Annotated in this window: 13 protein-coding genes, 1 tRNA gene and 2 pseudogenes; 13 read left to right on the top strand and 3 right to left on the bottom strand. The window is 62.4% G+C overall.

Annotated elements, in window-relative coordinates:
• The first annotated feature begins 3 nt into the window (after nt 1–3).
• From ACNAOH_RS11940 to atzF, 5 genes are read left to right on the top strand one after another with little or no spacing between them, the layout of a single operon-like run.
• Nucleotides 4–513, top strand: a complete 510-nt coding sequence (locus ACNAOH_RS11940) for a CopG family ribbon-helix-helix protein (RefSeq protein ID WP_443970393.1) — start codon at nt 4–6, stop codon at nt 511–513.
• Nucleotides 510–1,334: an urea amidolyase associated protein UAAP1 gene (locus tag ACNAOH_RS11945; protein WP_443970394.1), complete on the top strand. Its 825-nt coding sequence runs from the start codon at nt 510–512 to the stop codon at nt 1,332–1,334. The genes ACNAOH_RS11940 and ACNAOH_RS11945 overlap by 4 nt, the downstream gene beginning before the upstream one ends.
• A gap of 31 nt (nt 1,335–1,365) precedes the next feature.
• Complete coding sequence (locus ACNAOH_RS11950) at nt 1,366–2,001, top strand: urea amidolyase associated protein UAAP2 (protein ID WP_443972127.1); 636 nt, start codon at nt 1,366–1,368, stop codon at nt 1,999–2,001.
• Entirely contained in the window at nt 1,998–5,573 is a 3,576-nt protein-coding gene (gene uca / locus ACNAOH_RS11955; protein WP_443970395.1) for an urea carboxylase, read from the top strand. Before ACNAOH_RS11950 ends, uca begins: the two co-directional genes overlap by 4 nt.
• Nucleotides 5,570–7,348: an allophanate hydrolase gene (atzF, locus tag ACNAOH_RS11960; RefSeq protein ID WP_443970396.1), complete on the top strand. Its 1,779-nt coding sequence runs from the start codon at nt 5,570–5,572 to the stop codon at nt 7,346–7,348. Before uca ends, atzF begins: the two co-directional genes overlap by 4 nt.
• A 15-nt stretch (nt 7,349–7,363) precedes the next feature.
• Here the strand turns inward: atzF and ACNAOH_RS11965 are convergent, their stop codons facing one another.
• Nucleotides 7,364–7,507, bottom strand: a complete 144-nt coding sequence (locus tag ACNAOH_RS11965) for a hypothetical protein (protein ID WP_443970397.1) — start codon at nt 7,505–7,507, stop codon at nt 7,364–7,366.
• A 297-nt stretch (nt 7,508–7,804) separates the two neighbouring features.
• Between ACNAOH_RS11965 and ACNAOH_RS11970 the strand changes: the two genes are divergently transcribed.
• From ACNAOH_RS11970 to ACNAOH_RS11980, 3 genes are all read left to right on the top strand, one after another.
• Nucleotides 7,805–8,656, top strand: coding sequence for a sterol desaturase family protein (locus tag ACNAOH_RS11970; RefSeq protein ID WP_443972128.1), 852 nt, complete (start codon nt 7,805–7,807; stop codon nt 8,654–8,656).
• Between the two features lie 207 nt (nt 8,657–8,863).
• A complete protein-coding gene (locus tag ACNAOH_RS11975) occupies nt 8,864–11,278 on the top strand; it encodes a TonB-dependent receptor (RefSeq protein ID WP_443970398.1) in 2,415 nt (804 codons plus the stop codon).
• A gap of 272 nt (nt 11,279–11,550) precedes the next feature.
• Nucleotides 11,551–12,729, top strand: a complete 1,179-nt coding sequence (locus ACNAOH_RS11980) for an aldose 1-epimerase (RefSeq protein WP_443970399.1) — start codon at nt 11,551–11,553, stop codon at nt 12,727–12,729.
• An 11-nt stretch (nt 12,730–12,740) separates the two neighbouring features.
• On the opposite strand, the gene ACNAOH_RS11985 is transcribed toward ACNAOH_RS11980, so the two are convergent.
• Both ACNAOH_RS11985 and ACNAOH_RS11990 read right to left on the bottom strand, forming a co-directional pair.
• Nucleotides 12,741–12,829, bottom strand: a tRNA-OTHER gene (locus tag ACNAOH_RS11985).
• A 789-nt stretch (nt 12,830–13,618) separates the two neighbouring features.
• Nucleotides 13,619–13,738 (bottom strand): annotated as a pseudogene (locus tag ACNAOH_RS11990) (PEPxxWA-CTERM sorting domain-containing protein); the annotation flags it as partial.
• A 302-nt stretch (nt 13,739–14,040) separates the two neighbouring features.
• Between ACNAOH_RS11990 and ACNAOH_RS11995 the strand changes: the two are divergent.
• The 5 genes and pseudogenes from ACNAOH_RS11995 to ACNAOH_RS12015 form a co-directional block, all read left to right on the top strand.
• Nucleotides 14,041–14,931 (top strand): annotated as a pseudogene (locus tag ACNAOH_RS11995) (cation:proton antiporter); the annotation flags it as partial.
• 261 nt (nt 14,932–15,192) lie between these two features.
• Nucleotides 15,193–17,808 (top strand): glycoside hydrolase family 2 TIM barrel-domain containing protein, encoded by a 2,616-nt coding sequence (locus tag ACNAOH_RS12000; protein ID WP_443970400.1) that lies wholly within the window; start codon nt 15,193–15,195, stop codon nt 17,806–17,808.
• A gap of 244 nt (nt 17,809–18,052) precedes the next feature.
• On the top strand, nt 18,053–18,607 hold the full coding sequence (locus ACNAOH_RS12005; RefSeq protein WP_443970401.1) for a helix-turn-helix domain-containing protein: 555 nt from the start codon (nt 18,053–18,055) through the stop codon (nt 18,605–18,607).
• Between the two features lie 44 nt (nt 18,608–18,651).
• Nucleotides 18,652–19,914 carry an MFS transporter gene (locus ACNAOH_RS12010; RefSeq protein ID WP_443970402.1) on the top strand — a complete coding sequence of 421 codons (1,263 nt, stop codon included), beginning with the start codon at nt 18,652–18,654 and terminating at the stop codon, nt 19,912–19,914.
• Nucleotides 19,914–20,525 (top strand): HD domain-containing protein, encoded by a 612-nt coding sequence (locus ACNAOH_RS12015; RefSeq protein WP_443970403.1) that lies wholly within the window; start codon nt 19,914–19,916, stop codon nt 20,523–20,525. The genes ACNAOH_RS12010 and ACNAOH_RS12015 overlap by 1 nt, the downstream gene beginning before the upstream one ends.
• Nucleotides 20,526–20,606 lie beyond the last annotated feature (81 nt).

Here is a 20,606-nt window from a genome sequence, read left to right on the forward strand (position 1 = left end):
AGGATGACGATCGAACCTACCAATCTTGCAAGACTCAGCATGAGTCTCCCCGCCGATCTCTTCCGTCAGCTTGACGTGATGGTCGAGGAACGCGGACTTCCCTCCCGCTCGCAGCTCATTGCGGAACTCATCCGCCACGCGCTGGTCGACCATGAGGCGCGGACGCGCCCGGAGGACTTGCTCGCCGGCACGATCACGCTCGTCTATCGGGCTGACCGGGGTCGGGTGCGGCAGCAGCTTGCGCAGACTCAGGCCGAATATCTGAAGGAAGTCATTTCTTCGCAGCACGTCTTCCTGGAGGAGGACCAGTCGCTCGAAGTGCTGCTGGTGCAGGGGCCGGCGGCGCGCCTCAAGGAAATGTGCGACGCCCTTCGCGGCATTCGCGGGGTGCAGCAACTCCAGCTCGTGACCACCACCGCGCTGCTCCCGCAACTGCACGAGCAGGACGGCGAGGAGGGTGCCCGCGCCGTGCCGCCCGCCCGTAGTCGCACCAAGGGCGGAGCAGTCGCATGACCGGGGGTCTCGCTAATCCGCTCGCGGCCCGCGACCATGCCCGCGCGATGGCCGGCACCGTGGTGGACGCCATGCCGAAAGTGCCGCCGGTCGCGGACGACCTGCCCGAGGGCGTCGCTGCGGACGACTTGCTCTGGGAAGAGACGATAGCAGCAGGCGGCTATGCCACACGCCGGCTGGCACGCGGTGCACGGCTGCGTCTCGTGGATCTGGAAGGCGATGCCTGTGCCTCGCTGATGATTTTCAACGCCGAGATGCCGACCGAGCGCCTCAATGTCGCCGACACGGTGAAAGTGCAGTGGAACGCCTATCTGGGCGAGGGCAAGCTGCTCCTCTCCGACATGGGCCGGGTGCTCATGAGCATCATCGAGGATGGCGCGGAGACGCACGATACCTTCTGCGGTACGTCCAACGCTGCGACGAACGAAGCCAAATATGGCGAGGGTCGCAACAGCGGCGCTTATCCCAATGGGCGCGACCGCCTGCTGCTCGGTGCGGCGAAGCACGGGCTTCAGCGGCGCGATGTCCATCCGTGCGTCAACCTGTTCAAGGGCACCCGCATCGAGCAGGATGGCACGATCACGCCGCTCGTCGGCCCGTATGAGGCTGGCCGAACCGTGATCCTCCGTGCGGAAATGGACGTGATCGTGGTGCTCGCCAACTGCCCGCATGTGCTCGATCCGCGCGAGGATTGGACCGTGACGCCGCTGCGGGCAACCGCTTGGCGTGGCGCAGTCACGCACGAGGAGTGCCGCATCCGCAATGCGACGCCGGAGGGGCTGCGCGCCTTCCTGAACGTCGAAGATTATTTGCGTCGCTAAAAAAAGAGAGGCCGAAATGACCCCTTCCACCATCTCCAGCGACCCGCATATGTCCGGACTTTCCGGCGCAGTCGTCCATGATGAGATCGTGCCGGCGCGCGCGCCATGGCTTCACCATATTGCCGCTGGCCAGACGCTGCGGATCGTCGATCTGGAAGGCAATCAGGCCGTCGATTTCCTGCTCTATTCGGCGGACGACGACGCTGAGCGCTACAGCGCGCAGGACACGGTCGCCGTGCAGGGCAATCTGTTCCTGCGTGAGGGGACTGTCCTTCGGTCCAATGAAGGCCGCCCAATGATGACGATCGCGGGAACATCGGTGGAGTATCATGACACGATCGGCGGCGCATGCTCCTGCGAATCCAATACGTTGCGCTATGGACATCACACCAAGTCTCAACATGCCTGTGTCGAGAATTTCCTTGAGGCGAACCTCATCGAAGGACGCGGCAAGCGCGACATCGTTTCCAACATCAACTTCTTCATGAACGTGCCGGTGGAAGAGGATGGTGCGCTGGGCATCGTCGACGGCATTTCCGCGCCGGGCCTGACTGTGGACCTGAAGGCGGAGATGGACGTGATCGTCGTCGTCTCCAACTGTCCTCAGATCAACAACCCCTGCAACGCCTTCAATCCCACTCCCGTACGGATGATCGTAACGGCATGAGCTTCGATACTGTCCTGGTCGCGAACCGGGGAGCAATTGCTACCCGGATCATCCGCACTTTGCGCCGCATGGGTCTGCGGTCGGTCGCCGTCTATTCTGAGGCGGACGCGGATTCCCTGCATGTGAGCCAGGCGGACGTTGCCGTCTGCATTGGCCCGGCACCGGCGCCGGAGAGCTATCTCGACGTTGCGGCGATCCTGAAAGCCGCGCGGGAGACGGGCGCGGGCGCCATTCATCCGGGCTACGGCTTTCTGGCTGAGAATGCCGAGTTTGCCGAGGCGTGCGACGCGGCTGGTATCGTGTTCATCGGCCCGACGCCTGAGAATATCCGCACCTTCGGCCTCAAGCACAGCGCCCGCGCGCTCGCCGCCGAACATGGCGTGCCGCTCGCGCCGGGCACTGGCCTGCTGACGGACGAGGAAGAAGCGGCGCAGGCTGCGAACGGGATCGGCTATCCCGTCATCCTCAAGGCCACGGCTGGCGGCGGCGGCATCGGTATGCGGATCTGCGCTGACGAGGCCGCGGTTCGCGACGGCTTCGCGGCCGTCAAACGACTGGGCGAAGGCAATTTCGGCGACGCGGGCGTCTTCCTGGAGCGCTATGTCGGCCGTGCGCGCCATATCGAGGTTCAGATCTTCGGCGACGGCAATGGCCGCGTCAGGGCGCTGGGCGAGCGTGATTGCTCGCTCCAGCGCCGCAATCAAAAGGTCGTGGAGGAGGCGCCCGCGCCTCATCTCTCCGGCTCCGTCCGCGCCGAGTTGATTGCTTCAGCCGTGCGTCTGGGCAAGGCGGCAGGCTACCGCTCCGCCGGCACGGTCGAGTATCTCTTCGATGCCGAGCGACAGGAGTTCTTCTTCCTTGAGATGAACACGCGTCTTCAGGTCGAGCATGGCGTCACTGAAGAAGTGATGGGCATTGATCTTGTCGAGTGGATGATCCGGGGCGGGGCAGGGGACTTCGCCTTCCTCGATACCGCGCCCTCGGTCCCCAGCGGCCATTCGGTGCAGGTGCGCCTTTACGCGGAAGACCCCGGCCTCGACTATCGTCCCACCTCCGGCACGCTCTCGTCCGTCAGCTTCCCCACGGATGTGCGCGCCGAGACATGGGTGATGGCAGGCACCACGGTCAGCGCGTGGTATGATCCGATGCTCGCCAAGCTGATCGTCCATGCCCCCACCCGCGAGGCGGCGGTGCTCGCCATGCAGGCCGCGCTGGACGAGAGCCGGATCGACGGCATTGAGACGAACCTGCGCTGGCTGCGCGACGTGGTGCGCAATCCCGCATTCGTCGAGGGCACGGTCTCCACACGCCTTCTTGACACGATCGCCTACAACCCGCGCAGCATCCGCGTGGTGAGCGGTGGCACGGCCACCACCGTGCAGGATTGGCCGGGCCGACAAGGCCTCTGGGCGATCGGCGTGCCGCCCTCCGGCCCAATGGATGATCTCTCCTTCCGCACGGGCAACCAGTTGCTAGGCAACGCCGAAGGGACGGCGGGCCTGGAGATGACCGTCAGCGGGCCGACATTGTTCTTCAATACACCGGCACGTCTTTGCCTCACCGGCGCAGACTTCGGCGCGAAGTTGGACGGCGAACCGGTGAAGCGAGGCGTTCCGATCGACGTGACGGTGGGCCAGACCCTGACGCTGGGTCGCGTGATCGGCGGCGGCATGCGCGGCTACATCCTCTTCGCTGGCGGGCTCGACATCGCGCCCTATCTGGAGAGCCGCAGCACCTTCGAGCTGGGCCAATTCGGCGGTCACGCAGCCCGGCGACTGCTCGCGGGCGATACGCTGCATCTGGACACCGCAGAAGCGAGCGCCGCGCCTGCTGCGCTGGCTGTCCCGGAGATCAACAGCGCATGGACGCTGCGCGTGCTCTACGGGCCGCACGGCGCGCCCGATTTCTTCACGGACGAGGACATCGAGACGATCGTCTCGGCGGACTGGCAGGTGCACTATAACAGCAACCGCACCGGCGTCCGTCTGGTCGGTCCCAAGCCCCACTGGGCGCGGAAGGACGGGGGCGAAGCGGGGCTTCACCCCTCCAACATTCACGACAACCCCTATGCCATCGGCGCCGTGGACTTCACAGGTGACATGCCGATCATTCTGGGGCCGGATGGTCCCTCACTGGGCGGGTTTGTCTGTCCGTTCGTAGTGATTGCCGCCGACCGCTGGAAGATCGGTCAGCTCGCGCCCGGCGACAAGCTGCGCTTCGTGCCAGTGACCGCCGCGGACGCTGCGGCTGCCGACACTGGCGCGCCGGAAGGTTCCGCGTGCGACATCATGGCGCTTTCGCCGATCCTTGCCGACACGCCCGCACGGGGCGTGTGCCCGCGCACCGTCTATCGGCAGCAGGGCGACCGCAATATCCTCGTTGAATATGGCCCGATCGTGCTCGACGTGGAGTTGCGCATTCGCGTCCATGCCCTGATGATCGAGCTGGAGCGTATGGCGCTGCCCGGCGTGATCGACATCGTGCCCGGCATTCGCTCGCTGCAGCTCCATTTCGATGGGAAGGTGCTGGATCAGGCGGCGGCGCTTGCTGCGCTGCTGGAGGCCGAGGAGCGGCTGGGCGATCTGGAGGATTTCTCCGTCCCCTCGCGCATCGTCCATCTGCCGCTGAGCTGGCGCGACCCCGCCACCATCGAGACGATCGAGAAATATATGGGCGCGGTGCGCGACGATGCGCCCTGGTGCCCGGACAATATCGAGTTCATCCGGCGCATCAACGGCCTCCCCGATGCCGATGCGGTGGAAAACCTCATCTTCGACGCCAGCTATCTGGTGATGGGGCTGGGCGACGTCTATCTCGGTGCGCCGGTGGCAACGCCGGTCGATCCCCGCCATCGGCTCGTCACCACCAAGTATAACCCGGCCCGCACCTGGACGCCGCCCAATGTCGTGGGCATCGGCGGCGCCTATATGTGCATCTATGGTATGGAAGGGCCGGGCGGTTACCAGCTCTTCGGGCGGACCATTCAGGTGTGGAATACACATCGCCAGACCGACGCCTTCATCGACGGCAAGCCCTGGCTGCTGCGCTTCTTCGACCAGATCCGCTTCTTCAAGGTCAGTGCGGAAGAGCTGGCGGACTGGCGCAGGGACTTCCCGACGGGCCGCCGGTCCATCGAGGTCGAGCATTCCGAGTTCCGCCTCGCGGACTATCGCGAGTTCCTTGCGGAGAATGCCGCGTCGATCGCCGCGTTCGAGACGCAGCGTCAGGCAGCGTTCGATGAGGAGCGCGCCGAGTGGCAGCGCCGCGGCGAGTTCGACCGCGTCTCCGCGCTGACCGAGGATAGCGATGCCGGCGCGGCCGACGCAGTGGCGATCGACGTGCCACACGGCGCGGACCTGATCGAGGCACCCTTTGGGGGCAGCGTATGGAAGCTGCTCGTCTCCCCCGGCGACGAGGTTCAGGCGGGCGATGTCATTGCAGTGATCGAGGCGATGAAAATGGAATTTCCGCTCGAAAGCCCGGGCACCGGCACGATCGCCGCCCTCTACATGCAGGAGCGACAGTCCCTCCAGCCAGGCGCGCCGATCTTCGCGCTGAGGCCTCAGCCATGATCGCCTCCCGGCCTTTGCGGAGCCGGCGTGGGGTGGCGACCATCGCCAACGCCGTGAACAGTGGGAAGTCGAGCGCGCTCGCCATGGTTGAGGAGACGCTCGTCCGCCTCGCCGCTTATGATATCGTCCAGCCCCAGATCTGGATCAGCCGGGCGACGCCAAAGGAACTTCGTGCTGCCGCGCTGGCCGTAGACGCAAGGATCTCGGCGGGGGAAGTGCTGCCGCTTGCCGGCGTTCCCTTCGCGGTGAAGGACAATATCGATGTAGCCGGCTTCGAGACGACCGCGGCCTGCCCGGCCTTCGCCTATGAGCCGGACGCCTCCGCGAGCGTCGTCGAACAGCTCATCGCGGCTGGTGCGATCTGTGTGGGCAAAACCAATCTCGACCAGTTCGCGACAGGTCTCGTCGGCACGCGCAGTCCCTATGGCATTCCGCGCAACGCCTATGACCTCTCCTATGTGAGCGGCGGCTCAAGTTCGGGTTCGGCCGTCGCCGTCGCGGCGGGGATTGTTGCCTTCGCGCTGGGCACGGATACGGCGGGATCGGGCCGGGTGCCCGCTGCCTTCAACCACCTCATCGGCTTCAAGCCGACCAAGGGACGCTGGAGCACGCGCGGGCTCGTGCCTGCCTGCCGCACGCTCGACTGCATCACCGTCTTTACCGACAAGCTCTCCGACGCCCGCCTTGTGGACGAAGTGGTGGCGGGCTTCGATCCGGCCGACCCCTATTCCAAGCCGCTGGCTAACCGCCCGATAGGGCGGGCGCGCATCGGCGTGCCGCGCCGTGACCAGCGCATGTGGTTCGGCGATGCCCAGTCGGAATATTTCTACGATCGCGCGCTGGAAACGCTCGGCATCGACGCCGAACTCGTCGAGATCGACATCGAACCGCTGCTGGAAGCCGCGCGGCTGCTCTATGGCGGCCCGTGGGTCGCGGAGCGCACTGCTGCGATCGCCGGGCTCCTTGCCAGCGATCCGGACGCGATCGACGACACGGTGCGCAGCGTGGTGTCGCCCGGCGTGGACATGAGCGCAGTGGAGCTGTGGAACGGCATATATCGCCTTGCCGAGCTCAAGCGTCTAGCCGACCAGATGTGGGAAGACGTGGACCTGCTGGCCTTCCCCACCACCGGAACGACCTATCGCGTTGCGGAATTGCAGGCAGCGCCAGTGGCGCTCAACAGCAATCTGGGCTTCTACACCAACTTCGTGAATCTGTTGGACATGGCCGCTCTTGCCGTGCCCGCCGGCACCCGGTCCAACGGGACGGGTTTCGGGATCACGCTGATCGGCCCGGCCGACAGCGACCACGGGCTGCTCTCCGTGGCGGAGAGCTATCTCGCGGCGGCAAACCTGCCCGGCCCGCCACCACTCGACAGGGAGGGAAAGATGGAACGCATTAAACTGGCCGTCGTGGGTGCTCACCTTAAGGACATGCCGCTGCACTGGCAGCTCACATCGCGCAACGCGACCTTCGTCGGCGCGTTCGAGACGGCGCCCACTTATCGTCTCTATGCGATGGCGGACAGCGTGCCCCCCAAGCCCGCGCTGGTGCATAGCGCGGACGGCGCGGCCATAGCGCTCGAAGTCTATGAACTGGATGCAGCCGGTTTCGGCAGCTTCGTCGCAGAGGTGCCCGCGCCGCTGGCGATCGGCACGGTGACGCTGAGCGACGGAACCAGCGTGAAGGGCTTCGTCGCCGAACCGCGCGCAATGATCGGCGCAGAGGACATCACGCATCTGGGTGGCTGGCGCGCCTATATCGCGAGGGGCTGAAGTCGCCCGGCGCGGTTACTCCTGACGCAGACCCCCGTCGTGACGGGCGGGGTGAAGCGGCATCACGTCGGCATAGCCGAGTCGCGCCGCGATCGAGGAAATGTTGCGATGCAAAATCGTCTCATTTTCGCTCATCGCTAAAATGAGTGCGTCTTTCATGATGAACTGATAGCCCAAGAAATTGGCGATTTTTCGCATGTGCGAACTGTGCCGTTTTCAGTCGGCGGAGGCTTAAATAATACTCTTGACGCTTTCGGTAATATCAATAACGTGTGGGTATCGCCAGTAGAGCGAGGTTTCCAGCAGAGAGGATCGATAGTGTTAGGCCGGTGTCCGGCCTGATATGGGAGACGTTCTGTGAGCCAACAGTTGCCCCGCAACCCTGCTCTCTCAGCCGATGTGCCATCGGCCCATATCACTTCACATCATCCGGCTGAACAGTCTGTCGCAACCCGTCTGGTCGATCTTCTGCCGCCCGTAGCGGTTATTCTCGTGGTCTGTTTCTGGGCTCTTGGCCCTGCAGCCTGGACCGGAAAACCCTGGTCCATCATTGTCGCCGTCGCGGTGACGACAGCGTTCATCCAGCTGCTCGAGTTCGTCTTTGAGCGTCATGAAGGCTGGCGCCTCGACACGCGCGAATTCTTCACCGATCTCTTTTACATGATCCTCAATGCGACGGTCATCGCATGGGTTTCGAGCGTACTGGCCGAACAGCCGCTGACATCCGCGAAGGAAGCGCTGGGCATCACGACCCTCTGGGCGATGCACCTGCCGTTCGTCGTGCAGGTCGCTCTTGTCGTGGTCCTCATCGAGTTCGGCCAATATTGGATGCATCGGCTGATGCACAACTGGACGCCGTTCTGGCTGACGCACGCGCCACACCACCACATCACTCAGCTCAATGCGATGAAGGGCGCGGTCGGCAACCCGATCGAGCTGTTTCTCATCAGCCTCAGCGTTGTCGCGCTCTTCGATCTCCCCCAGGCGGCGCTATTCTGCGGATTCAATGTCCTGACCGTGGTCTCGACCTTCGCGCACGCCAATGTACGCTCCAATCCGCCGCTCTTCTACTCATTCTTCTTCACGACCATCCGCCACCACAGCCTGCACCATTCGACGGACTACGAGTCGACCCGGTGTAACTACGGTAATTCACTTATTCTCCTTGATCGCCTCTTCGGCACCTATCGCGAAGGTGAATCGACTATTGTCGGGCAGGACGAGCGCAAGCGCCTCTCCATCCGGGAGCAGTTTATTTTTCCGTTTCAACCCCTGATCGCCCGGATGAAGGCGAAAGGGACAGCTTAGGAGCCCGCCATCGGCGCAAGCAGGCCGGCGGGCACAGAGTATCGGATCGAACCAGCTCGACGTATTGGGAGAGTCGAGCGCAGCTGCCAGCCTATCGCCCGCAAAGGGCGGCGGCGCTCTGCACAGGATCCTCAACCAGGGACGGCTCAACTTCTGACTGCGTGTCAGGGGACGGGATTGCTCAACCAAAAACAAAAGGGAAAGCTAATGACTTATCGCGCGAAACTGAAGGTGACGCTCCTGTCCGCCACCATAATCACCAGCACCGCGATTGCCATGCCGGCGCGGGCGCAGGAGCCGCAGGCGGCGGCTGATGCCGCGGCCGACACGATCATCGTCACGGGCACCCGCCGCAGCACGACCCTGATGGAAACACCGATCAACATTGCCGCGATCAGCGCGGAAGAGCTGTCGCGCCAGCGCATCGACGACGTGCGCGACATTGCCGACTTCACACCAGGCATGACCATCTCGGATACTGGCCCCGGCTCCACCGGAACGATCGTGCTGCGCGGCCTCAGCGCGTCGGACGTGAGTGCGAGCGGCAGCAACTATGACGATTCGCTCGGCGTCTATCTGGGCGAGGTTCCGCTCTATTATGACTTCAAGCTGCTGGACATTGCGCGGGTTGAGACGCTGCTTGGGCCGCAAGGCACGCTCTATGGCCTCGGCACGCTTGCGGGCGCTATCCGCTACATCCCCAATCGCCCGAACGTGGACCAGGTCGAGGGTGAAGTGCATGGCCGCTTCTACGGCAAGGATCACGCTGGCAAGGTGGGCTATCAGGGCGACGGCGTCATCAACATCCCCATCGTTCCCGGCCATGTCGCGTTCCGATCGTCCACGGGCTATTATTATGATCCGGGCTTCATCGACTATCCGCTGCTGCTCCAGACGCCCGGCGTCTCCCTGCCGCAGCCCGGCGGCACGCAGGGCGTAAGTGCCGCGGACTATGCGGCGAACCTGAGGAAGGAGAAGGATCTCAATTTCGAGAAGACCTTCACGACGCGCAACCAGCTGCTGTTCACGAACGACGATTTCAGCATGAACTTCACTTACGCTTTCCAGCGCACCAAGACGGAGGGCGGCCAGTCGAACAGCGCCGGCGTACTTGGGACAGGCAAGTATGAGAATGCCGGGCGCTATATCGAACCCGTCAATCGCCGGGCGCATCTCGTCAGCATGGAGATCAACGCCAACGTCTTCGACATCGCCGATCTGGTCGCGACGACGGCCTATACCAACGTCCGCACGCGGTCGCAGAGCGACAATACCGACCTGCTGCTCGACCTCGATTATGACTATGAGCTGTTCCCGGCCTTCTCCAGCTGGAACGAGTCCAGCACGCGCCGCAAGCAGATCAATCAGGAAATCCGCCTCGTTTCCCGCCATGGCGGGCCGTTCAACTGGGTGATCGGCGGCTTCTACAACGAGAACCGCTATAAGAGTGACTATGCTGAGCATGTACCGGGCCTGGTCGAGTTCTACGGGATTCCGCTTTCCGAAAATCCCGAGGAACTCGAATATGTGAGCTATACCAACTCGAAGGTGACCGAGCAGGCGGTCTTCGGCGAAGGCACGTTCCATGTGACGCCGAAATGGCAGGTCACTGGCGGTGCGCGCTATTTCAAATATACGTCGAGCGTTCAGGGCGCATTGACCCTGCCGCTACTTGGCGACCCGCTCAGCCCTTACGAACTGGAGCCATCTGGCGGAAATGCCAAGCAGGACGGCTGGGTTTGGAAGTTCAACTCGTCCTACAATGTCACGCCTGATCTCATGGTCTATGCGACCTACAGCAAGGGCTATCGTATCGGTGGCCCGAACCGCGTCGCCCCCTGTCCTGATCCTGTGCCGGTGAACCAGCAGAATGCCTGCGCTCTGCCGAACGAGGTCCAGTACGGCCCGGACACGACGAAGAATCTCGAGGTGGGCTTCCGCACGCAGCTCTTCGACCGCAAGCTGAGCTTCAACTTCAGTGTCTTTGACATCAAGTGGGAGGGTATCCAGGTGGACTCGGCCACCTTCTACGGGGTAACCGGGATCACCGTGAACGGCGGCGCCGCCAAGTCGCGGGGCTTCGAGACTTCGTTCCAGCTACGGCCGGTCCCAGGCCTCTCCATCCAGGGCAACTATTCCTACACGGATGCGAAGCTGACAGAGGACGTGCCGGGAATTGTCGCCATCCGCACGACGCCGGGAAATTATGATGGGCGGCCGAAATTCACGCAGATCGCGGCTCTGGACGGCGATCGCTTGCCAGGCTCCGCGAAGAACGCAGGTGCGCTCGGCGCAACCTACACAATGCCGGCGATGGATGGAAACATCGTCGCCAACTGGACGGCGACCTATCGCGGCAGTGTCGTCTCGCGGCTCGGCTGGGATCGCGCCTATGGCGACAAGATCCCCAGCTATGTGCTGCACCGTGCGTCGCTGGGCTATGAGACAGACACCTATTCGGTTAGCCTCTTCGCCAACAACATCTTCGACAAATATACCGTGGTTTCGGTGGCGAACGACCGGTCGCGTATCGGCGTCAATGATGGCGTCGCCGTGCGCTATTATGGCCAGTCGGTCGTGAACCCCCGGACCTTCGGCATCGAAGCTCGCATCAAATACTGATCGTAAATTAGGGGACGGGCGCTCTCGGGATACCGGGAGCGCCTCCTGCCCTGCAGGCCACTCGCGCCCCTGCATGCGCTCGTCGGCGAGGCATCGCGGCGCCCGATCACATTGCCCGATCGCAACAGACGATATTCCAATTTGCCCAAGCCCCTTTCGCGATGACAGCAGGGCTGCATCGACGGCGTCAGCGAGGGTGGGCGCGTGGACAAGGCGACAGAGTGAGCCACCACGCGTAGCTCCCCAGAACGGGCCGTGAAGGGGAGGGGATTATGCGCGCTTTCAAATATGGGATGGCCTCGCTCGCGCTGCTCTGCGCGACATCGGGCATTGCGAACGCCGCGCCGCGCTACAGCGTCAAGACCATGGGCGACGTGGTACAACTGCGCGACACGAAGACGGACATGGTCGTCTCGGTCCTCACGCCAGTCAGCAATGCCTATGAGATGGTCATTAAGGGCCGGGACGTCATCCGCATGTCGGTCCGCTCGGTCGATGACGTGCGCGCCAATCCCGGCCTGAACGGGATTCCGCTGCTCGCGCCCTTCGCGAACCGGCTCGACGGGACGCACTTTTTCGCTAACGGGCGGAAGTATAATTTCGACATGGAAAATGGCACGGTGCGCGGGGCGGTCCCAATCCATGGCTATCTTTCCAGCAGTCCTGCCTGGAAAGTAGTGGAGGCCAAGGCGGACGCGCGCGGCGCCTGGATCACCGAGAAGCTCGAGTTCTACAAGAGCCCGCTCTACATGCAGAACTTCCCGTTCGCGCATGTGCTGACCATGACCTATCGGCTCAGCGACGGCGCGATGGAAGTGCGGCTGAAGCTGGACAATCTGGCCAATGAACCCATGCCGGTGTCGATCGGCTACCATCCCTATTTCTGGCTGACTGATAGCAATCGCAGCGACTGGACGCTGAGCGCGCCTGCCAAAACTCATTGGGAGCTGGCGGATACCAAAATCCCCACCGGAAAGACCGAGGGCGCAGATGCCTTCTGGGGAGGCGACCGGCATAATGTGCCGCTCAATCGCTTCGCCACGCGCACGATCGACGATCTCTTCTCGGATCTGGAGCGGGACGCCAAGGGGTTCGCCACAGTGCATCTGCAGGGGAAGCAGCAGGGCCTTTCCGTCATCATGGGGCCGAAGTTCAAGGCGCTGGTGATCTACTCGCCGGCCGCCCCGCCGCCGCCCCGCCCGGCAGGCGCCATGCGGCCGGGTCCGCGTCCGCAGGCTGCGCCGCCGGTCAGCAAAGGGCCTCCGATCCCGCTCAGTGCGACCAGCGGGACGCCTGCGCCGCCAGAGCGCGGCTCCATCGCGATCGAGCCGATGGCGGGCATCTCCAACGCGATGAACGCCGCTCAGGCCGGAACTTACAAGGAGCTGCAGACCGTCCCGCCCGGCGGCTCATGGGAGGAGAGCTTCTGGCTCAGACCGACGGGATATTAGGGGAGAGGGTATGGTGGACGCACTAGGGCTCGAACCTAGGACCCGCTGATTAAGAGTCCACGAAAAATGTTGTAAATCAGGTATTTGACTTCATTCGTTCACATGGCTTCTTAACAAGAATTGCCAACAAATCCTTTGTTTGCACAACGGGCCGCAACACAAAAGTGGTCACATGTTTTGACAATATTCGACGGAAGGTGCCGCTGTTCAATGTCCGGGAAGTTGGACGATCCGGACAGGCAGGTTACGAGACGCGAAAACGGGATAACGGACCTTCGAATAGATCGGTGCCGGCTTCCGGATCCGACCACTTCAAGTCGTTCCGGCGAAGCCCTAGGAATGTCGGCTTACGCCGGAACCGGCCATCCGAAGGCCAAGCAGCGGTTGAGCAGGTAGTGGTGTCGGTGACTATTGCGACCAGCCTAGGCCGAAACTGTGATATGCCCGCTGCTGGTTAAATAAGCGAAACTGGTGTCTCCGCAGATAACGAGGGTTTTCGCCGTCTAGCTCAGATCGGCCGGAATCTGATCCGTTCACTGTTCAAACTCAGCCCCTCCTGATGTCTGAGCTACGCATGTGTCTCATCCTCGGCAAGGAGTTTGGATTTTACCTCGACGAGCGGTTCGACAATAACCAGGCCGTGTTGCTTGTCCACTTCACTTAAGAACCGAACTATGCGGGTGTGTGCCAACCAAGTGGCTATGCTATGAAGCGAGCGGGCACAAATGCCCTAAAATCGTGTGTGAATGAACGGCCGCTTTTGGGAAGCCACATTGAGCAGTCGAACGGCAGCTATGTTGGCGGCAATGACCGAATCCAGCGCAGCAGTGTTTGGACGTGACGGCAGGGTTGGGAATCTTCGCTCTCAAGTCAAAGACGCCCGGACGCCCTAGTTCACAGAATGAGCCACGCGCAGACCTTGCCGCCGCATTGAGGCACCGATCAAGCCAAAGCCTGCGATCATCAAGGCCCAGGTGGCCGGCTCGGGCACTGCCCCACCGGGCACAGACGCACCTCCGGGCACGCCCATCATACGGTAGGTCGAGGCATAATCGCCAAGGATCGTAAAGACCGGATCGACCCTGGCCGTAGCGCGCGAGCCCTTCCTTCCCGAATCGCCAGCCCCTGCGGATGCCATCATCTCGATATGAGAGGTGATGGAGGGCTTGAGATTGTAGATCTTGTCGACTTCGAAGAAGGCGACGACCCTCTCCACCCCGGTCAGATCGTCGGGACTTGCGGCGCCAATCACGTCCCATTCTTGGCGCAGCGCATCGGGGCCGTCGTAGACACTGGTGCTATTGAAGCGCTGATCCGGTGCTGGCATCCGACATCCAGGTCGGTCCCCCCAAGACCGGAGAAGAGGATGAGGTTCGCTTCGGGCTCACATCCGAAGCTGGCCTGAATGACGGCCTCGCCTTCCCGTTCGTGCATCTTGCGATCGCCCTCGGCTTGGCCGCCACGACTGGGGAGCCCTGGGCCGGGCAGTGGTTGCTTCACAATGTCCTGTGGGAGATTGGTGCCGGCGTGATCGGGGGCTGGCTTATCGGTCGACTGTTCGGCTGGTTGACGTTCTACGTCCCTGCCGACACGAAGCTTTCCAAGACGGGAGACGGTCTCATCGCAATATCGGCCACTTTCGTCTCCTACGGAGTGACCGAGCTGATCCACTGCTACGGTTTCCTGGCTGTTTTCGTCACCGCGCTGACGTTGCGCCGATCGCATCGCGATCACGAATTCAACCGGCAAATGCACGACATAACCGAGCAGGTGGAGCGTCTGGCGATGATGGTCCTGCTGCTCCTGTTTGGCGGGGCGCTGGTCAATGGTCTGCTGCGCCCGCTGGAACTGCTCGACGTGGTAGCGTCCGCAATGATCCTACTCGTCATCCGGCCGATCGGCGGGATGATCGCGCTCATCGGATTTAAGGCCGACATTGCGGAGAAGATGACGCTGGCCTTTTTCGGCATCCGCGGGGTGGGCTCATTCTACTATCTGGCCTATGGTCTCAACCATATGTCGTTGGCGGCTGGCGAGCGCCTGTGGGCCATCGTTGGCCTCGTGGCGCTATTCTCGATCCTGCTTCACGGCCTCACAGTCACGCCGGTCATGCGGCAGCTCGACAAGAGCCGGGGGCGAGACCCGGACGCCGACGATGCAACGCCGCCCCCTGGACTTCAGGGACCGGCCTCGCGCTCGTGACCAACAGAGTTCAGCAGCCAAGGCGAAGGTCGCCGCCATAGTCGTCGTTCGACCTCTCGCGTCAGCTCCCTTTGCCTTGTCGTTTGTTCATCGAGCTAGGCGAGCGGAAACGTGCCATGGCATCGACGCCTGACCCTCGTCGCAAGGTGCCTTACGCGGCGTCGATCACGCGTCCGGCGCGCAATCATTTTCCGTAGTCAGCTCCGCTAAAATCGCTTATCTAACTTATCAGATAACTCGATACTTTGCTGGGAGATGGGGATGTTTAGGTGGATCAGCCTTGGTCTACTCGTACTGGCGCTCGCGGCGCCTGAACGCGCGGCTGCTCAAAATGATGCCGATCCACTCGCCAGAATCAGCCATTCTGGGCGGCAGATCATCAATTTCAACGCCGACTGGCGCTTCAAGCGAGGCGAAGTGCCCGAGGGAGAGGAGATCGACCTTGACGACAGCAGCTGGGAAAGGGTGGGGCTTCCTCACAGCTTCAGCCTCCCATATTTTCGAGCGCCCAACTTCTACACAGGCGACGGCTGGTATCGGAAAGTCCTGACCTTAGCTCCCCTGAGTGCGGAGCGGCGGTTGTCACTGGAGTTCGAAGGAGCGTTTCAGGACGCCCAGGTGTTTGTGAACGGTATCGAGGTCGGTCGCCATCGCGGCGGCTATACCGGCTTCCCCGTCGATATAACTAAGGCGGTTCGTCCAGGCCGCAACGTGATCGCTGTACGGGTGAACAATGACTGGCAGGCAACACTGGCCCCCCGCGCGGGGGAACATGTGTTCAGCGGCGGACTTTATCGGGATGTCTGGCTCGTCGCCACTGATGCTGTCCACGTGCCTTGGACGGGCACGCGCATCACCACACCGGAACTGTCGGCCGCTTCCGGTAAAGTAGCGACCGAAACCGAAGTGCGTAACGCGGGCGACGTGTCAACGAACGTCACTGTGCGAACGCGGATCATCGATGATCACGGAAAGATGGTCGCTGCACTGCCTGATGGGCAGGTTAAGCTGGCGCTAGGCGCCACGGTGGTCGTCAAGCAAAGTTCGCAGCCGATCACTCGACCGAGCCTCTGGAGCCCGGAAAGCCCCACGCGGTATCGCGCGGTGACGAGTCTTATGGTCGATGGAAAAGATCGCGATCGCTTCGAAACGCCGTTCGGGTTCCGCTGGTTCGAATGGACCGCAGATCGCGGTTTCTTCCTCAACGGAAAACACCGCTACTTCAAAGGGGCCAATGTGCACCAGGATCAGGCCGGGTGGGGTGACGCTGTCACCAATGGCGCCATCGACCGCGATGTCCGTATGATCAAGGATGCTGGTTTCGATTTTATACGTGGCTCACATTATCCGCACGATCCCCATTTCGCCGAGACCACGGACAAGCTAGGCGTTCTCTTTCTTTCAGAGGCGCCGTTCTGGGGCACGGCATCCTTCAAACATCCATGGGGAGCGTCCGCCTATCCTACGGACCCGGCCGATCGCGCCGCCTTTGATGCGAGCGTTAAACAGCAACTCGTGGAGATGATACGCATAAATCGCAACCACCCCTCGATCGTGATCTGGGGCATGGACAATGAAGTGTTCTTCACGACCAAGGAAACTCTGCCCGAAGTTCGTCGGTTGCTGAAGGAAATGGTTGTGCTCTCCCATGAGCTTGATCCGACGCGACCCGCGGCAATCGACGGCGCGCAGCGGGGAGAAATTGACAAGCTCGGCGACGTTGCCGGGTATAATGGTGATGGAGCCAGCCTGTTTCCTAATCCTGGCATACCCAACTTCGTTGCCGAATATGGGGTGACAATGACCGACCGCCCGGGGGATTACGCGCCGGGTTGGGACGACTTACCCAACACGCCTGGCGCCGATAAGAACAAGGAAGGCTCCTGGCGCCTTCCGTGGCGCTCGGGCGAAGTTATTTGGACGGGCTACGATCATGGCTCGATTGCCGGAAAACGTTTCGGCGGAATGGGTATGATCGACTATTTCCGCCTACCTAAGAGGCAATACCACTGGTATCGAAACCGGTATGCAGGTGTTGCTCCGCCAGCATGGGCAGTTGTCGGGACACCGGCGGCTCTGCGTATTACAACGAGCGCTCCGACGATCGCCCGTGCTGACGGCACAGACGACGTCCAGATCATTGTCAGCGTTGTCGATGCACAGGGGCGGCGCGTAACAAGCAGTCCTTCCGTCCGCCTTGCTATAGAGGCTGGCCCAGGCGAACTGCCTACGGGTCGGGCCATCAACTTCTCCCCAGACACGGACATCGTCATTCGCGATGGTCAGGCCGCCATCGCAATGCGGAGCTGGCAATCGGGTGTCACGAAATTGCGTGCCACGTCGGCGGGTCTGAAGGATGCTGTCGCAACGGTTCGCACATTGGCGGGCCCCGCTTTTGAGCCGGGCAAGAGTTTTATTGTCGCCGATCGGCCTTACACCCCTTTTGCGCCGCCGCTGAAGGATCGTCCCGGCGACACTGTTTTCGGCGTTAACAACCCTACTTTTGCGAGCAGCAGCGCTCCCAATCACAGTTCAAAGATGGTCAACGATGGCGATCCTGGAACCTACTGGAGCCCGGCCGCTGATGATGCGGTAAAGGGCGTCACAATCGACATGGAACGCTTCGTCGAAGTGCATCGAATAAGTCTCACATTCCCGCAAGCTGGTCCCTATGGCTTTGTCGCTGAAATTCAGGATCGCCAGGGGAGCTGGCAGAAGCTGGTCGAACAAATCGAAGGGCAGGAGACAAGCCAGACCCGAACGGTTGAAACCGACGCTCACGAGGGAAGAAATGTTCGCATCCGCCTCCGGGCGCCAACGGGAGCCATTTCAGGTCTCTCGGAAATACAGATCACAGGTGCCATTCGTGCGGACTGAAGCTGATCGCCAACAAAGCGGCCATTGGCCTCTCCGAAGCGGCTTCCTGACCGGTCCTTCGTTCACGAGACTGTCCGAACGGCGGATCTAGCTTGAAGGTCATACAGGGCATCAATCGACTGGGGCCGCAGACGGAAAGAGATCGGGCCGCTCGCGCTCTGGTCCGATCGAGACGCACGCCCGCCATTCAAGCTATTCGCACGAGGTCTTGAACAGCTGAGTGCGAATTCGATATGAAGTGGAGATGCAACACGATCTTCCGATCGGTAAGGCGCTCCGCCGGTTTCGTCGGCTGAACGGAATCAAGCAAGGCGACATTGCGCAGCGGCTGTCAGTCAGCCAAGGCAGCGTCTCGCGCTGGGAGAGCGGCGCGCAGGAGCCTGATGCCGGCCACCGTGATCGCATCGCGGAGATTGTAGCGGCAAGCGCAACCAGCACGAGCGACGCTGCGCTAAAGCGCCTGGTGTCAACATCATCGCTGCCTGTGCATCTCATCTGCGATGCCACTCACCGGCTTCTCGCTGCCTCGCCGACACGCGCAGCATCGTGGAACGTCGATGTTGTATCTTATCTCGGATCGTCCTTGTGGCGCTTCGCCAGCGATGAGATCATGGCGGCGGAGGATAGCCTTGCCGCCGCCGGATGGTTCGAGCGCCCGTGTCAGTTGCTTCGGTTCGCGACTGGCGGGAATGCCAGCGACGAAATCCCCGTTTCGCCCGGGATCATGCAATGGGAGACGATCCCGCTCTCCGATGGACGCATCGGCAGGCTCACCACGACGATCGCAAGCCACGCATAATTTTTGCGTTCCGCGGCAGCGTCGCTCCGGCTAGCAAGCGCCGCATGCGACATGATCGGGTCTTTATCCTCATCCTCTGGTTGATCGGCATTCTGGCGGCCGCACAATTGGCAAAGATCGCTGTCCTCGCAACAAGCCTCGCCGACACGTTCGGACTTTCGATTGCGCTCACCGGCCTGTTGATCTCGCTCCTCGAGGTGGGAGGCGCGCTGTTCGGGCTGGCCGCCGGCATGGCGCTCGGATGGATCGGTGCTCGCCGCTCGCTGATCGCTGGCCTTGCGATCCTGGCCGTCACCGGGGTCGCTGAGGCTTATGCGTCCGGAGCGGCGGCGTTACTGGCCGCGCGCGTCGCCGAGGGGATGGGTTATCTGCTGGTCGTGATCGCGGCACCGACGCTCATCGCCGCGATCGCTTCCGAGCGCGACCGTGCGTCGGCACTCTCGTTGTGGAGCACCTTCGTCGCTGTCGGCATGGCGGTGGGCAGCGTGGTGACGGGAGTGGCGTTCGCGACTTTGGGACTGCGCGGAGCGTTCCTCCTGTGGTCGTTGTTGAGCCTGTCCGCAATGGTTACAGTGCTGCGTTTCCCCGCAGCCGCGCCGTCCGTGAGGCAGGCCCGTGCGTTTCCTGACGTGGCCGCGTGGATCGCCACATTCGGCTTCGGCCTCTACACCACTTTCATCTGCGCGCTGACGATGCTGTTTCCCTCGTTCTTGGTCGAGCGGGCAGGGGTGTCGTCACCTCTCGCGGGCTTCGCCACCGGGATCGTGGCCCTGGGTTCAGTCCCGGGGGCAGTGGTGGCGATCGGGCTCGCACGGCGAGGGTGGCTGGACGGCAAGCGCACGCTCGCGATCATCGCGGTCAGCCTGCTCGCCGCAGCTGCAGCAGCGCCGCAGGTTTTTGCGGCAGGATCGGCGCCGAACGCGATCCTCTGGACCAGTGCCGCTTGGGCACTGTGGATTTCCTTTTCCAGCGGGATCGCATCGCCGATCGTCTTTGGACGTCTTCCCTTGCTCGCGGGTGCGCGGTCCGCCACCGATCCGAGGATTGCCCTGGCGAATGGCTTGATTACGCAATTTGGGGCGGGTGGCGCCCTGATCGGTCCGCCGCTCGGTGGCCTTGTGGTTATGGGATGGGGTTGGGGCGGTCTGGGGCTGCTCGTCGCAGCGCTTGCCCTTGCCACAATGTGCGCACTGGTCGCAGCTGAGCTGGAGGCAGCCGGTGTCGTCGCTTCCCGAGCCGGTGCCGGCAATCGATCCTTGCGCGAACGGAATGGTCAGGTCTCAACAATCTCTATGAGGAGCGAGTGATGCCGGCGACATTGGAAGACGGGTCAGCGATCCAGCCCAGCCGGCTCGAGGGAATCCTGGCGTTTTTGCAGGCTGCCGAACAGCTCAAGGACACGCTGCGCTCCGGGCGCACGCGCCAAGGTCGGGCGGAAAGTACTGCGGAGCATAGCTGGCGATTGTGCCTGATGGTGCTGATGTTCGAGCGCGAGCTGGTCGGTCTGGATATCGCACGGCTGCTGAAGCTGCTCGTGGTGCATGATCTGGGAGAAGCGCTCTCGGGCGATACTCCGGCCGTCGCGCAGCTCGCCGACCCGGATCGTGCGGCGCGCGAACGTGCCGACCTCATTGCGCTATGCCATCCGCTTCCAACCGACCTGCGCGAAGTGATCGTCGAGCTCTGGGACGAGTATGCCGTCGGACGCTCACCCGAAGCGGTGATCGCCAAGGGCTTCGACAAGCTCGAGACCATGATGCAGCATCTTGTCGGTCGGAACAGTCCCGACTTCGACTATGCCTTCAACCTGGCTTATGGGACCACGCACACCGATAGGCATCCTCTGCTTCGTCAGATCCGGGCCATCATTGATGCGCAGACTGCAGAGCGTGTGGAACGCCGCGCGGCCCATGGATGAGCCCGCCCTCGGGCGAGGAGAGGCGAACAGGCGGATGCAAAAGCGATCCCTGTATCGACGCTCCAAGCTGCTGGTCGCTCA

Origin of the sequence: Sphingobium sp. CR28 (assembly GCF_052327305.1) — a bacterium.
Lineage (GTDB): Bacteria > Pseudomonadota > Alphaproteobacteria > Sphingomonadales > Sphingomonadaceae > Sphingobium.

What these genes read in the sequence shown, in the direction of transcription:
- ACNAOH_RS11940 (WP_443970393.1), top strand. Translation starts at nt 4, where the DNA reads ATGACGATCGAACCTACCAATCTTGCAAGACTCAGCATGAGTCTCCCC.
- ACNAOH_RS11945 (WP_443970394.1), top strand. Translation starts at nt 510, where the DNA reads ATGACCGGGGGTCTCGCTAATCCGCTCGCGGCCCGCGACCATGCCCGC.
- uca (WP_443970395.1), top strand. Translation starts at nt 1,998, where the DNA reads ATGAGCTTCGATACTGTCCTGGTCGCGAACCGGGGAGCAATTGCTACC.
- atzF (WP_443970396.1), top strand. Translation starts at nt 5,570, where the DNA reads ATGATCGCCTCCCGGCCTTTGCGGAGCCGGCGTGGGGTGGCGACCATC.
- ACNAOH_RS11965 (WP_443970397.1), bottom strand. Translation starts at nt 7,507, where the DNA reads ATGAAAGACGCACTCATTTTAGCGATGAGCGAAAATGAGACGATTTTG.
- ACNAOH_RS11975 (WP_443970398.1), top strand. Translation starts at nt 8,864, where the DNA reads ATGACTTATCGCGCGAAACTGAAGGTGACGCTCCTGTCCGCCACCATA.
- ACNAOH_RS11980 (WP_443970399.1), top strand. Translation starts at nt 11,551, where the DNA reads ATGCGCGCTTTCAAATATGGGATGGCCTCGCTCGCGCTGCTCTGCGCG.
- ACNAOH_RS12000 (WP_443970400.1), top strand. Translation starts at nt 15,193, where the DNA reads ATGTTTAGGTGGATCAGCCTTGGTCTACTCGTACTGGCGCTCGCGGCG.
- ACNAOH_RS12005 (WP_443970401.1), top strand. Translation starts at nt 18,053, where the DNA reads ATGCAACACGATCTTCCGATCGGTAAGGCGCTCCGCCGGTTTCGTCGG.
- ACNAOH_RS12010 (WP_443970402.1), top strand. Translation starts at nt 18,652, where the DNA reads ATGCGACATGATCGGGTCTTTATCCTCATCCTCTGGTTGATCGGCATT.
- ACNAOH_RS12015 (WP_443970403.1), top strand. Translation starts at nt 19,914, where the DNA reads ATGCCGGCGACATTGGAAGACGGGTCAGCGATCCAGCCCAGCCGGCTC.